This window comes from Afifella sp. H1R, assembly GCF_021462425.1.
Taxonomy (GTDB): domain Bacteria; phylum Pseudomonadota; class Alphaproteobacteria; order Rhizobiales; family Afifellaceae; genus Afifella; species Afifella aestuarii.
In genome coordinates this window covers 943,755-957,801 of record NZ_JAKEDY010000002.1, presented here as the reverse complement: position 1 = coordinate 957,801, position 14,047 = coordinate 943,755, and the positions used below count along the sequence as shown (strand labels likewise).

At 62.2% G+C, this 14,047-nt stretch carries 11 protein-coding genes; 3 read left to right on the top strand and 8 right to left on the bottom strand.

Annotated elements, in window-relative coordinates; genetic code table 11:
- Positions 1 to 21 precede the first annotated feature (21 nt).
- The 3 genes from L0F51_RS15980 to L0F51_RS15970 are packed head-to-tail and all read left to right on the top strand — an operon-like array spanning position 22 to position 2,612.
- Positions 22 to 801 (top strand): ABC transporter ATP-binding protein, encoded by a 780-nt coding sequence (locus tag L0F51_RS15980; RefSeq protein WP_234630148.1) that lies wholly within the window; start codon positions 22 to 24, stop codon positions 799 to 801.
- Complete coding sequence (locus L0F51_RS15975; RefSeq protein ID WP_234630147.1) at positions 801 to 1,649, top strand: alpha/beta hydrolase; 849 nt, start codon at positions 801 to 803, stop codon at positions 1,647 to 1,649. Before L0F51_RS15980 ends, L0F51_RS15975 begins: the two co-directional genes overlap by 1 nt.
- A 30-nt stretch (positions 1,650 to 1,679) precedes the next feature.
- Entirely contained in the window at positions 1,680 to 2,612 is a 933-nt protein-coding gene (locus L0F51_RS15970; RefSeq protein WP_234630146.1) for an ornithine cyclodeaminase family protein, read from the top strand.
- A 53-nt stretch (positions 2,613 to 2,665) separates the two neighbouring features.
- Here L0F51_RS15970 and L0F51_RS15965 read toward each other — a convergent pair whose 3' ends face one another.
- The 8 genes from L0F51_RS15965 to tsaD all read right to left on the bottom strand — a co-directional run bounded on the left by L0F51_RS15965 (position 2,666) and on the right by tsaD (position 14,039).
- A complete protein-coding gene (locus L0F51_RS15965; protein WP_234630145.1) occupies positions 2,666 to 7,549 on the bottom strand; it encodes an NAD-glutamate dehydrogenase in 4,884 nt (1,627 codons plus the stop codon).
- Between the two features lie 204 nt (positions 7,550 to 7,753).
- The gene (locus L0F51_RS15960; RefSeq protein ID WP_234630144.1) at positions 7,754 to 8,260 is read right to left on the bottom strand and encodes a L,D-transpeptidase; all 507 of its coding nucleotides are present in this window, start codon (positions 8,258 to 8,260) and stop codon (positions 7,754 to 7,756) included.
- Positions 8,261 to 8,421: 161 nt separating this feature from the next.
- Entirely contained in the window at positions 8,422 to 10,380 is a 1,959-nt protein-coding gene (acs, locus tag L0F51_RS15955) for an acetate--CoA ligase (RefSeq protein ID WP_234630143.1), read from the bottom strand.
- A gap of 147 nt (positions 10,381 to 10,527) precedes the next feature.
- The gene (locus L0F51_RS15950) at positions 10,528 to 10,941 is read right to left on the bottom strand and encodes a DUF1761 domain-containing protein (RefSeq protein ID WP_234630142.1); all 414 of its coding nucleotides are present in this window, start codon (positions 10,939 to 10,941) and stop codon (positions 10,528 to 10,530) included.
- A gap of 36 nt (positions 10,942 to 10,977) precedes the next feature.
- A complete protein-coding gene (locus L0F51_RS15945) occupies positions 10,978 to 11,394 on the bottom strand; it encodes a DUF1761 domain-containing protein (protein WP_234630141.1) in 417 nt (138 codons plus the stop codon).
- Between the two features lie 66 nt (positions 11,395 to 11,460).
- Positions 11,461 to 11,898: an EVE domain-containing protein gene (locus L0F51_RS15940; protein WP_234630140.1), complete on the bottom strand. Its 438-nt coding sequence runs from the start codon at positions 11,896 to 11,898 to the stop codon at positions 11,461 to 11,463.
- 42 nt (positions 11,899 to 11,940) lie between these two features.
- Complete coding sequence (locus tag L0F51_RS15935; protein ID WP_234630139.1) at positions 11,941 to 12,945, bottom strand: NAD(P)H-dependent glycerol-3-phosphate dehydrogenase; 1,005 nt, start codon at positions 12,943 to 12,945, stop codon at positions 11,941 to 11,943.
- Positions 12,945 to 14,039: a tRNA (adenosine(37)-N6)-threonylcarbamoyltransferase complex transferase subunit TsaD gene (gene tsaD, locus L0F51_RS15930; protein WP_234630138.1), complete on the bottom strand. Its 1,095-nt coding sequence runs from the start codon at positions 14,037 to 14,039 to the stop codon at positions 12,945 to 12,947. The genes L0F51_RS15935 and tsaD overlap by 1 nt, the downstream gene beginning before the upstream one ends.
- Positions 14,040 to 14,047 lie beyond the last annotated feature (8 nt).

Below are 14,047 nucleotides of genomic sequence, written 5' to 3'. Positions count from 1 at the left end.
GGGACTACGGAGAAATACTCAATGGCCGTTCTTTCGATCGCGAACCTCTCCAAAACCTTTCTCGACCGCCGCGGCAACGAGGTGGAGGCCCTCTCCGGCTTCGATCTGACCGTTGAGCCTGGCGAGTTCATCACCGTCGTCGGCCCGAGCGGCTGCGGTAAGACGACGATGCTGCGCATTGTGCAGGGGCTGGAGGACCGTTCCGGCGGCTCAATCAAGTTGGGCGAGCGCGAAATCACCGGACCGGGGCCGGAACGTGGCTTCGTTTTCCAGCAATACGGCCTCCTCCCGTGGATGACCGCAAGCCAGAACATCGCTTTCGCCCTCGACGCACGGGGCGTTCCTCGCAATGAGCACGAGGATCGGATTACCCGCACGCTGCAAACGGTCGGCCTTTCCAAGTTTCGCAATCACTATCCACGCCAGATGTCCGGCGGAATGCAGCAGCGCGTCGGTATTGCACGCGCGTTGGCAATCGACCCCGACATCCTCCTCCTCGACGAACCGTTCGGCGCTTTGGATGCTCTGACACGCGAAGTGCTTCAGGAAGAGATGCTGACCTTGTCGGAGACGATGCAGAAGACCGTTCTCTTCGTCACGCATTCGATCGACGAGGCAATCATGCTCGCCGACAGGATCGTCGTCATGTCAGCACGTCCGGGTCGCATTGAAAACGTCATCCATGTCGACATCGAACGCCCGCGTGCCGGACGCGCCGAAGAGATCCGTGAAAGCCGCAAATTCGCCGAATACCGGCGCGTGCTGTGGGATCTGCTCATGGAAAAGAAGGAGGCCGCCTGATGCCGACAGTCCGAGAGGCCGCCATCGCCCGAGATCACGAATGGCAATATAATCCTCGCGTCTCGACAGACGATGTGGAGGCTTACCATGCGCGGGCCGACACGCTGAGCGAAGAAGCTCGTCTTAGCCAGCCCGATTATCTCGCCGACATTTCCTACGGCGAGGGACATGACGAAACGGTCGATATCTTCCCGGCCGCTCCAGACAGCCCTCTCCATCTCTTCCTGCACGGCGGCTATTGGCGCGGACGTGACAAGCGCGACTACAGCTTTCTCGCGCAGCCTTTCGTGCGCTCCGGCATCTCTCTCGTCATCGCCAATTACAGCCTCTGTCCGAAGGTGGAGCTTCCGGAGATCGTCGAGCAAACGAAAAGATGCCTCGCGGCGCTGCCGTCCTTCGCCGCAAAGATTGGCGCCGACAAGACCCGCATCACCGCCTCAGGCCACAGCGCCGGGGCTCATCTTCTCGCCTGCGCTCTTGCGACAGCGGACGGCCCCCCGCCTGGAGGTCTTGCGGCGGCGGCGCTGATAAGCGGCATCTATGAACTCCAGCCCGTGCTTGGGATCACCGTCAACGAGTCGATCCGGCTCCGCCCCGAACAGGTGGCTGCAGTCAGTCCGTTGAGAATGCGACCAAGGACAGATGTCGCCCTCGACATCATCGTCGGAAGTGCTGAGAGCCCGGGCTGGGTCGCACAATCGGCACTATTCGCCGAACACTGCCAGAAGGCTGGCGCCAGCGTCGACTTCCATGTCGAGCCGGGCGCCAATCACTTCTCCATCATGGAGAGATACGCCAACGAGCGCGACCCTCTCTTCGAGCGCCTGAGAAAGCTCGCCCTCGCCTGAGTGGCCAACCAACAAAAGCAAGGAAGACACATGCGTCTCGTCACCGAAACGCAGGCGCGCACCTGCGTCACCCTGGAGAATGCCATCGAGGCCGTGGCAACGGCTTTCCGCGATGTGGCGGAAGGCTCTGCGCGCAACCTGCCTGTCGTGCGGGAGCGGCTTGCAAGCGGCCTCGGCACCTTCGGCGTGAAATCCGGCGAGATCGACAGGTTCGCGCTGGTGGGGCTGAAGGCCGGCGGCTATTGGCCGGGCAATGCCGCCAAAAGCGATTTGACCAACCATCAGTCGACCACACTGTTGTTCGATGCCACAAGCGGCAAAGCGCTCGCCTGTGTGGAAGCCAACTGGCTGACGGAGGCTCGCACCGCCGCAGCCGGGGCCGTCGCGATCCGCGCCTTGTCACGTCCCGACAGCACAGACCTTGGTATACTCGGCACCGGCATGCAGGCCCGAAGCCAGGTCGAGGCCGCCATGGCGGTGCGCGACATCGAGACGGTGCGCATTTGGGGACCCGAACACGGTCAGGCGAAAGCCCTTGCCGAGATGCTTTCTGAGGCTCATCCGCAACGCCAGTTCATCCTTGCGGAGCGCGAAGACACCGTGCGCTGCTCCGACATTTTGATCACCGTCACGCCGTCACAAGCCGAGCTGTTTCCAGAAGACTGGTCACCCGCCGGCCAGCATATCAACGCCATGGGCGCTGACACGGCCGGCAAGCAGGAACTTCCCGTGCCCTTGCTCGCTCGATCGTGTCTCTTCTACGACGACCTCGTTCAGTCCGCGACGCTTGGCGAGTTCCAGCGTATCGACCTCAAATCCGGAACTGCCTCGTCCCTTCTCGACGTGCTGGCCGGCAAGGCCGAAGGGCGCAAACGTCAAGACGAGCGGACGATTTTCGACAGCACCGGGATTGCGGTTCAGGATCTCGCGGTCGCGCAGCTTGCTCTGTCGGGGACAGTGTAGCCTCAATCAGACACTCGCGGAGGCGGCGCGGCAAAACGTGCCGCGCCCCGCCATCAGTGCCTTTCGGCGAAACCTGATGTCTTCGACATCTGCTGTTCCGCAAGCTCGGCAAGGAGGCTCGCGGCGACTGTGGCCTTCGCCGTCGTCGCACGGCCATCGGCAAGGATCGCGGCCACCCGGCTCGCGGTCGCGCTGACATTGCGGCCATATTCCTCTTCCCAGGCGGAGACGTCGGGGAACCCTCCATTGGCATAGGAGAGAACGTCGAGGGCGAGCACCCGATGCGCGGAGGCGAGCTGATCGCGCGCCTTCTCTGTCGCCAGATTCTCGTAATAATCGGGGCTTTCGACAGCGAGGATCATCGCCTCGAGCCTGGAGAAACAGAAGCGATCTGCGACCTCGAAATAGGCCGCTGCGGCCGCCTCGATCGGCCGGCCGCAGCGTTCCGCGATAAGTGCCACGTCGATCGCATTGGCAAGTTCGGGAAGGATGGCGAGCTCCTCGGCAAGCTCGCCGGGGACGCCCGCCTCGACGAGCCAGGCTTTTCGCGATTTGACCGCATTTGCGGCGAATTCTGGCAGGAGGTCGGGCAGCAATTGCCGCAGCGCCTCCAGCGTCTCCTGAAAACGCTCGACCACTGCACCGATGCCGGACCGGAGATCGACATTGCGCAGGAACCAACCAATGCGATCGAGAAGCACATCCTGCACCCGCAGATAGAGCTCAAGCTGCAGCTGGCCGCCGATCTTATTGTCGAGGGTTTCAAGCTCCGCATGCAGGCGCTGCATGGAGAAAGCATCGCGCACGGCCGTGTAAGCGCGGGTGATATCAGCCGGCGTCGCACCGGTGCGATCACGCAATCGGACGATGGCGGTAGGCCCGCCGCGGTTGATGAGCGAATTGGCGAGCTGCGTGGCGATGATCTCCCGCCTCAGACGATGGCCTGAAATCTCATCACCAAACCGCTCCTGCATGTTCTCCGGAAAATAGCGGAAGAGTTCGCGCGCGAGGTATTCATCGTCGGGGATGTCGCTTGCCACGAGATCATCGAAGAGAACGATCTTGGCATAGGAGAGAAGAACGCCAATTTCCGCCCGGGTCAGCGGCTGGCGCTGGGCCTGGCGCTCCGACAGGGTGGAATTGTCCGGCAAGACTTCCACTGCCCGATCGAGCCGGCCCGCGGCTTCAAGTTCGTTCATGAAACGCGCCTGATTGGCGAGGGCGTCGAGGCCGCGTATCTGCTCCAGACTGATGGCCAGCGTCTGTTGGATATTGTTGCGCAAGACGAGGTCGGCGACCTGATCGGTCATCGCGGCCAGGCAGCGGTTGCGCTCCTCCAGCTCCAGCTTGCCCGACCTCAGCGAGGGCGCCAGGGCGATCTTGATATTGACCTCAAGGTCGGAGGAGTTGACGCCACCAGAATTGTCGATCGCGTCGGAATTGCAGCGCCCGCCCCGCAGGCCGTAATCGACACGCGCCTGGGGCGTCATGCCGAGATTGGCACCTTCCCCGACCACCCTCGCACCGACCTCTGCAGAGGTGACGCGGATCTGGTCGTTTGCCTTGTCACCCACTTCGGCATCGCTTTCGTGCGGCGCTCGCACATAGGTGCCGATGCCGCCGAACCATAAAAGATCGACCTGCGCCTTCAGAATGGCGCGGATGACCTCATTGGGGCGCGCGGAGGTCCCGGAAAGGCCAAGAAGCGCACAGGTTTCAGGCGAAAGCGGCACTGTCTTGTCGTGGCGAGAGAAGACACCACCGCCCTTGGAGACGAGGCTCGCGTCGTAATCCTTCCACGACGAACGCGGAAGTTCGAACAGCCGCTGACGCTCCTTGAAGCTCGCCTCAAGGTCCGGGTCGGGATCGATGAAGATGTCGCGGTGATCGAAGGCAGCGACGAGACGGATCGCACGCGACAGAAGCATACCGTTGCCAAAGACATCGCCCGACATATCGCCGACGCCGGCAACCGTGAACGGTTCGCTCTGGATATCGTGGTCGACCTCGCGGAAATGTCGCTTCACCGCTTCCCACGCGCCGCGGGCAGTAATGCCCATTTCCTTGTGGTCATAGCCGGCCGAGCCCCCCGAGGCGAACGCATCGCCAAGCCAGAACCCATGAGCCTCGGAGACGGCATTAGCCGTGTCGGAGAAGGTCGCCGTGCCCTTGTCGGCGGCAACGACAAGATACGGGTCGTCCTCGTCGTGGCGCACGACGTCTTCGGGCGGAATGACCTCGTCACCCTCAAGATCGTCGGTGAGCGCAAGCAACCGATCAACGAAGGCGACATAAGCATCGCGTCCCGCTTCGAAGATTTCCTCGCGGCTGCCCTCCGCCGGCAGGAGCCGAGGAAAGAAACCGCCCTTCGCTCCGACCGGCACGATAACGGCATTCTTCACCTGCTGTGCCTTGACGAGACCGAGAACCTCGACGCGAAAATCTTGCGGCCGATCCGACCATCTGAGACCGCCACGGGCGACGGGCCCGAATCTCATATGCACGCCTTCGACCTGTGGCGAGTGCACAAAGATCTCCCGGAACGGCCGAGGCGGCGTAAGGAAGGCGAGGTCGCGCGGCTTGAGTTTGATGGTGATCGCGAGCGGCGGCGCACCTTCGGCATCCGTCTGGAAATAATCGGTACGCTTGGTCGCGAGAATGACAGCCCGGTAGGCGCGTAAGATCGTGTCCTCGTCGAGACTGTCTACTCGGTCGAGCGGGCCGTCCAGAGCCTTTTCGGCATCAGCCTCTGCGGCCTCACGGTCCTCGATCGCGGGATCGAAGCGCGCCCGGAAGCGGTCTACGAGAAGGCGCGCCAAAAGCGCATTGCGGCCGAGCGTATGCCAGATGTAGTCGAGCGAATAAGGCAGCTGCGTCTGCCGCAGATACCGCCCGATGGTGCGCAAGAGCGCAGCCTCACGCCAGGTGATGCCGGCGGAAAGGACAAGCGCGTTGAAGCCGTCATTGTCGGCACGCCCACCCCATACGGCACTGATCGCCTCCTGGAGCCGAGAAGCGGCATCGCCGACAGGATCGACTTCGCCCGAACCCGCCTCATCCTTGGCGGCAAGCGTCATGTCATGGATGTAAACGGCCGAGCCGGTCGCCGGGCGAACCAGGTAGGTGCGCTCGTTGACAACGGCGAAGCCGAGGTTTTCGAGAAGCGGCACGCGCCGCGACAACGGGATCGGCGCATCGAGATGATGGAAACGCAAAGCCGTGCGCCTCAATCCGCCGGCGATGCGCCGGTGAAAATGCGCGGCAATCACCGATCGGTCGGAAAGCTCACGACCGATGCGGATGTCTTCGACCGCATCTTGCGGGGTGAAGGCCGCCTGATATTCACGTCCGAAGGCGTCCCGATACTCTCCGAAAAGCTCTGTTTGCTGCGGAAAGGCGTTGGCGAGCGCTTCGCGCAGCCCGTCTTCGAAGGTGCGGGTGATGGCTCGAATGCGTGCCTCAACCTCACCCTGGTCGGGATCCACGGGAGCCGTTTCGGGATCACGGGCCTCCCGCGCCACGATGAAATGCACACGCGCGAGATGTCCCTCGGGGAAAGCTGGATAGGCGGCGGAGATCCGCCCGTCATACATCTCCGCCAGCGCCTCACCGATCTTGGCGCGGATGTCCGAGGAATAATGGTCGCGCGGCACATAGACGAGGACGGAGACGAAGCGGCCGAATTTGTCGGCCCGGCTGAGCGCACGCACGCGCGGACGCTCCTGCAGATGCAGGACGGCCATAGCCTGATCATAGAGCGTGGAGAGATCGGCCTGGAAAAGCTCGGTGCGCGGAAAACTCTCAAGGATGTTGAGGAGCGTGCGGCCGGAATGGCTAAAGGGATCGAAGCCGGCGCGCTTCAGGATCTGGTCGACCTTGCGGCGGATATAGGGGATCGACTGAACGGAACGGGTGAATGCGCTCGACGTGAACAGGCCGACGACACGCAATTCGCCGGTGACGCGGTTGTTCTCATCGAAAATCTTGACGCCGATATAGTCCATATGGTCGCGGCGATGCACGCGCGAGCGGACATTGGCCTTCATGATGATGAGCGGTTCCGGGCTCATCAGGAATTCCTGGATCTGCGGCGTCATGGTGACAAGTTCGGCGCCACGGCGCAGCACTTTCACCTCGGGGTCACGCAGCAGGCCGAGCCCCTCGCCATGAGCGTGGTCGAGTGCGCCACCCGAATCCTGTTCGTAGGTGAATTCACGCGTGCCCAGAAAAGTGAAATTGTCGTCCTCGAGCCATTCCAGAAGGGCGATCGCCTCTTCCAATTCGTCCTCGTCAAGCTCGGGCGGATCGACACGGTAGTCCCGGATCGCCATGCGCAAGCGGTCGCGCATGGCGCGCCAGTCTTCGGTCGCAACCCGCACCTCTTGCAGAAGGCTCTTCAAGGACGCTTCGAGCTCACTCTTCGCCGCCTCGTCGGGCAGGCGAGCGATCTCGATATGCAGAAAGCTCTCCCGATTCGGGCGGCCTTTCGATTCCGCACCCGCGGCAGCAAATTCGGTCAGGCGTCCGGCTTCATCGCGCGAAACCTCAAAGATCGGATGCAGGACAAGATGGATCGGTTGCCCGGCGGCCTGGATCTCCCCGAGAACGGAATCGAAGATGAACGGTCGGTTCTTGCCGACGATATCGATCGCGGTGACCGGACGACCGCGCTCGTCGGCCGCATCGATGTCTCTAAGGCTGACCTTCGGCACGTCCGGATCGCGCTGCGCGATGAAGGCGAAGGCGGTCTTGGCGATACCCGCCAGGCTTTCGGCCGGATAGACGGCGATATCCTCGCCCGCGGCATGGGCAAAAAAGATCTCGGCAAAGCGTTTGAGTGGCGCGGCCTCGATCCCCGCCTCTTCAGCCTCTGCTTCAAGCCTCGCTGTGGCCTCTTCGATGCGTTTCTTCTTCTCCGGCTCGTAGCGGTCGGGCATCGGGTCTCCTCGCCTCTTCTTTCAGCCGCCTGACGCACGAAACGAACGCAAATAGCGCCCTTTCTCGCAGCGGCCGCCTATCTCTGAGGCAAGACATGCACCCCGGCCGGCATCCGGCAAGAGCCAAATGCGGCATGCCGCAATCGTTATTGAACGACGGCCCGCATAGGTCCCGAAAAAGCGATGAAAACAAACCGATTGGTGTCAGGGCAAAACAACAACCGGCGTTCCGACGCGCACGCGTTCGAAGAGATCGACCACGTCCTGGTTGTACATGCGGATGCAGCCATAGGAGACAAAACCGCCAACCGATTTCGGCCGGTTGGTGCCGTGGATGGCGTATTCACCGCCGGCAAGTGTCATGGCGCGCGGCCCAAGCGGATTGCGCGGTCCTGGCGGGATCAGATCTGGCAGTGAGGGGATGTCGTGTTTGACTTCCTTTGGCGGCGAAAAGGTGGGATCGACCACCTTGCGCGAAATGCGCGTGCGCCCTTCCCATTGCTTGCCGTGCCGACCGACGCCAACCGTGTAGCGCAGGGCCTGCCCCCCACGCATAACGAGATAAAGCCGGCGCTCCTTGGTTTTGACGACGATCGTGCCAGGACGATAAGTGTCCTTGAACGGCACCGGCTCCCGCGCCTCGGCGACACCCGCAAACGCAACTCCTGCGACGACAACGAGGGCCGTCGCCCACTTCCACACAATCCGCATTCAAAGCCCCCAGAGCCCTGATTTTGCTTAGATTATGCGGCCGTCATCGGGGATCGGACGAAAAAAGTTCTGGTTTGGTTGAGAATTTAAGAAAATTCCGCACCTGGGGTGCCAGCGCAAGCCGCCAGGACCCCAGGTTGCCAAACCAAAAGCCGTTTACCTCAGTTGGCGCGATTCTGCCGATGCTCGACGAGGTCGTCGACCACGGCAGGCTCGGCGAGGGTGGATGTGTCGCCGAGATTGGAGAAGTCGTCCTCGGCGATTTTTCTGAGGATGCGGCGCATGATCTTACCGGACCGCGTTTTCGGAAGGCCGGGCGCGAACTGGATGAGGTCCGGCGAGGCGATCGGTCCGATCTCGGAACGCACCCAGTTCCTGAGCTCCTTCTTCAGCTCCTCGGTCGGCTCTTCGCCCGCCATCAAGGTGACGTAGCAATAGATGCCCTGACCCTTGATGTTGTGCGGGTAACCAACGACGGCAGCCTCCGACACCTTCGGATGGGCAACGAGCGCGGATTCGACTTCCGCCGTGCCCATGCGGTGACCGGAAACATTGAGCACGTCATCGACGCGGCCGGTGATCCAGTAATCCCCGTCCGCATCGCGCCGGCAACCGTCACCGGTGAAGTAAGTGCCTTTGTAGGTGGCGAAATAAGTCTGCACGAAACGGTCGTGATCGCCATAGACCGTGCGCATCTGGCCGGGCCAGGAATCGAGGATGACGAGATTGCCTTCCGTGGCGCCTTCGAGAATGTTTCCCTCGTTGTCGACGACCGCCGGCTGCACCCCGAAGAAAGGCTTCGTCGCCGAACCCGGCTTCTGCGCGATGGCGCCCGGCAGCGGCGTGATCAAAATGCCGCCTGTCTCCGTCTGCCACCAGGTGTCGACAACCGGGCAGCGTTCTTCGCCGACGACACGATAATACCATTCCCAGGCTTCGGGATTGATCGGCTCACCAACGGAGCCGAGGAGCCGCAGGGACTTGCGCGAGGTCTTCGTCACCGCTTCGTCGCCGGCCCCCATCAGAGCACGGATGGCGGTCGGCGCCGTGTAGAAGATATTGACGCCGTGCTTGTCGCAGACTTCCCAGAAGCGTGAGCCCGATGGGTAGTTCGGCACGCCCTCGAACATGAGCGTCGTAGCACCGTTCGCGAGCGGCCCGTAGACGATATAGGAATGGCCCGTCACCCAGCCGACATCAGCCGTGCACCAATAGATATCGCCGTCATGATAGTCGAAGACATATTGATGGGTGATGGAGGTATAGACCATATAGCCGCCGGTCGTGTGCATCACGCCCTTCGGCTTTCCGGTCGACCCCGACGTATAGAGGATGAAGAGCGGATCTTCGGCGCCCATCTCCTCGGCCGGGCAATCGGCGTCAACCTTTTCGATCTCCTCATGATACCAGAGATCGCGGCCTTCTTTCATGGTGACGTTGCCGCCAGTGCGCTTCACGACGAGGACGTTGCGGACTGAAGCACCATCCTTCTCGGCGCGCTCGATAGCCTTGTCGGTATTCGCCTTCAGCGGGATCTTGCGGCCCCCGCGTACGCCCTCATCCGCGGTGATGATGAAATCGGAACGGCAGTCCTCGATGCGGTTCGCCAAGGAATCCGGCGAAAAGCCCCCGAACACGACAGAATGGATGGCGCCGATGCGGGCGCAGGCGAGCATCGCATAGGCCGCTTCCGGGATCATCGGCATATAGATCGTGACACGATCGCCCTTCTTCACGCCGTGCGCCTTCATCACATTGGCGAGGCGGCAGACATATTCGTGAAGCTGGCGATAGGTGATGTGCTTGTCATCGGAAGGCTCGTCGCCCTCCCAGATGATGGCAACCTGATCGGCGCGGTCGGCAAGATGGCGGTCGATGCAATTGACCGAGGCGTTGAGCGTGCCGTCCTCGAACCATTTGATCGACACGTTGTGGTAGTCATAGGAGGTATTCTTCACCTTGGTGAAGGGCTTGATCCAGTCGATGCGCTGCGCCTGCTCACCCCAGAAACCGTTCGGGTCTTCAACGGACCGGGCGTACATTTCTTGGTACTTGTCCCAATCGATGAAGGCACGCTCGGCCCATTCGGGCGTCACGGAATGTACTTTCGCGTCAGACATGGATGAGCCTCCCCAAGGTTGTGTCGGACCTTACAGCCCGGATTATACCGCGGCATTATGCCGAGGCGGCCGCGGCTGTCCATGCCACGGTCCTCGCACTTTCGTACATAATATCGAGCGCTTCGAAGTCGTGACCAGGGCGGGCCTTCATGCCCCGAAAACGCCGAGACAAAAGCCTTCGGCGACGAGGACAGAAAACCAGCGACCGATCGTCATGAAAGTCTGTCGCGCAGGCTGCCCGGCGAGAACACCGTTGACGCCGGAGGTCGTGGCGACAAAGCCGGCCCAGAGAATAACCGCGGAAACGACGCCGTTGCGGGTGGTCGTCTGACCGGGGCCAAGATGGCCGATCGCGCCGGCGAGCACATAGGCCATAATCAAAATAAGGATGAAGACGAGGATCTGCCGCAGAACCGCGGGGACGCCCACTGCAAGCGAGCGCCGGACATCGCCGCTAACGCCCTTGGCGGCCGGCAATATACGCAGCCACAGGAGATGGGTGAGGAAGCCGAAAACTGCGGCGAGCGGAATCGCCCAATAATTCATGCTGCCAAAATGCAAGAGCGTGCTCCGTGGCCGTCTTTGGTCACCCCGATCTTACGTCCCGAACGCACCGATGATGAAGCCCTGGAGCATGACGACGCCGAGCCAGTGGCCGGAATCGATGAAGGTGAGCGTCCAAGGCATGATCTGGTAGCGGTGATTGACGACGAGCGGCACCAGGATAAATCCCGACCACACGAAGAAGCCGGAGGCGAGGCCGGTGATGATCGACACCTCGCCGATATGTCCGATGAGACCCGCAAGCATCCAGGCCATGAATATCTCGCCGGTGAGAGAGACGAGAAGCGGCGTGCGATCGACGTTTTCATCGCCATCATCGACCTTCACCTGGATGAGGCCGGTCGCGGCAGTAAACGGCTTTGCCAGCACCGCGTAATAAATGGCGCCGAAGCCGAATGCGGCAAACCCGGCCACAATGACGGCAAAATAATTGATTCCGGCAAAAGCCATTCCGTCTCCCCCTCGCAAGGCGAATGGGTACCGCCCCGCAACCTCAAAAAAGCCTTGCGTCAGCTCTTAACCGGCTTTGACGTCGTCGGCTACCAACCCTCCCAGTCGGCAGATCATTGCGAACTCGTCGTCGCTGACAGGCTGCACCGACAGGCGCGAATTTTTGACGAGCACCATCTCGGAGAGGCGTTCGTCCGCCTTGATGGTCTCCAACGAGACGGGCTCCTTCAACGGCGCCACGGCCTTGATGTCGACGCACTCCCATTTCCCGCTCTCGTCCGTGGAATCGGGATGCGCCTCGGCGACGATCTCGACAACCCCGACGACCGCCTTGCCTTCATTGGAATGGTAGAAGAACCCGCGCTCACCGGTTTTCATCTGGCGCATGAAATTGCGCGCCTGATAATTGCGCACGCCATCCCACTCCTGTCCCCTCGCACCTTTTTTGACCTGGTCGTCCCACGACCATTTGTGCGGCTCCGACTTAAACAGCCAATAGGCCATACCCACCCCTTTCAAGGACTTGCAGCGGTCCGTCTTCGTGCCTCAGGCGATCTCTTGCTTCAAGGGCCGGGAGACCAGGGCTGCGATCGCCTCGTCGAGGGAGAGCCTGCCCGAAAGCACCGCCGCGACGGCGTTCGTGATCGGCATGTCGATGTCGTGCTCGCGGGCAAGACGCGCGGCGATGGCGGCAGTGAAAGCGCCCTCCGCCAACGGCTTGCCTGGAGCGGTCAGCTCGGCAACTGATCGACCCTCGGCCAGTGCAATGCCAAAACTCGTATTGCGCGATTGCCGGCTCATCGCCGTCAGCATGAGATCCCCGAGACCAGAGAGCCCCATGAAAGTCTCAGGCCGAGCCCCCATTCTCGCGCCGAGACGGCTCATCTCGGCAAGACCGCGGGTGACGAGAGCGGCGCGGGCACTCTCGCCGAGCCGGCGGCCTTCGACGATGCCGGCGGCGATGGCAATGACGTTCTTGAGCGAGCCGCCAAGCTCCGCGCCGATGATGTCGTCGCTCGCATAAGCCCTGAAACTGTCGGAAGAGAGGGTGGCGGCCACCTGCTCCGCGACGGCAATCTCACTCGCTGCCACCGTGACGGCGGTCGGCAGCCCCCTGGCGATCTCCGCGGCATAGCCCGGACCCGACAATGCCCCGATCCGATGGTTCGGCAGCGCCGCCCGCACGATCTCACCCTGCAGCGCACCGGTCTCCTGCTCGATGCCCTTGGCACAGGCGACAACCACGGCGTCGTCCGAAAGCGTTTCGCCAATTCCGGCCAGCAGCGACCGGGTCGCCTGCGACGGCACGACGAGAAGCACGCAATCGGCGTCACCGAGACACGATGTGTTGCTGGTGACGTGGATCGTCTCCGGCAGACGCGGACCGGGCAGAAAATCACTGTTTTCACGGCTTGCTGCCAGTCGTGCGGCGGCGGCTTCGTCGATTGTCCAGAGGGTCACCGAAGCCCCGGCGCGGTCTGCAACAAGAGCAAGCGCGGTGCCGAAAGCGCCGGCTCCCGCGACAGCGACTTTGCGAAAAGACGTACTCATTAAACGCGAGCTCCATGACGGCCCGAGCCGAGAAGTGGTTCCGCGGCCTGATCGAGGGGCCAACGCGGACGGGCGACGATCTCCTCGACCGCCTCGCCTGCGCTAAGGCGCATGAGCCCGGCCCAGGCGATCATCGCCGCATTGTCGGTGCATAGGTCGGATCTCGGCGCCACGAAGGCGATGCCGGCTTTGTCGGCAAGGTCGGACAGGGCGGAACGGACGGCCCGGTTGGCGGCGACCCCGCCGGCGACAACGAGGGCGTTCCACGGCTGCAGGGTGAGCGCATGGGCTGTGCGCTCGGCGACAATCGCGGCCACGGCCGCCTGGAAGCCGGCACAAAGATCGTCGATATCCGTCTCAGACAGCGGAACCAGTGTCTCCGCCTTGATGCGCAACGCCGTCTTCAGGCCCGAGAATGAAAAGTCGCAGCCTTTTGTGCCGAGAAGCGGCCGCGGCAAGTTGAAGCGGCCCGGATTTCCTCTGAGAGCACGTTTCTCCACTTCCGGACCGCCCGGATAGCCAAGACCAAGGAGCTTTGCCGTCTTGTCGAAAGCTTCGCCGAGCGCATCGTCGATGGTGGAACCGAGGCGTCGGTAGCAACCATAGCCTTCGACGGCGACGAGTTGCGTATGTCCGCCGGAAACGAGGAGAAGGAGATAGGGAAAGGCAACATCATCGGTAAGAACCGGGGTGAGCGCATGGCCTTCCAGATGATTGATACCGAGAAGCGGAAGCCCGGCAGCGGCCGCAAGCGCCCGCGCCGTGGTCACGCCGACGAGGAGACAGCCGATGAGGCCCGGCCCGGAGGTCACAGCAATCGCATCGACATCGCAAAGACGTTTGTCCGCATCCGCAAGGGCTGCGGCAATGATGCCGTCGAGGGCTTCCACATGCGCGCGTGCAGCAATTTCCGGCACGACCCCGCCAAAGGCGGAATGCTCCGCGATCTGGCTGAACACCGCATTTGAAAGGATTTTTCCCTTCCCGTCCGGGCCCCGAGTCACGACGGATGCGGCGGTTTCGTCGCAGCTCGTTTCGATGCCGAGGACACTCGATGCGGCGCCTGGGGGGACGCCGGGGAGGACCGGGTCCATTGCACTTA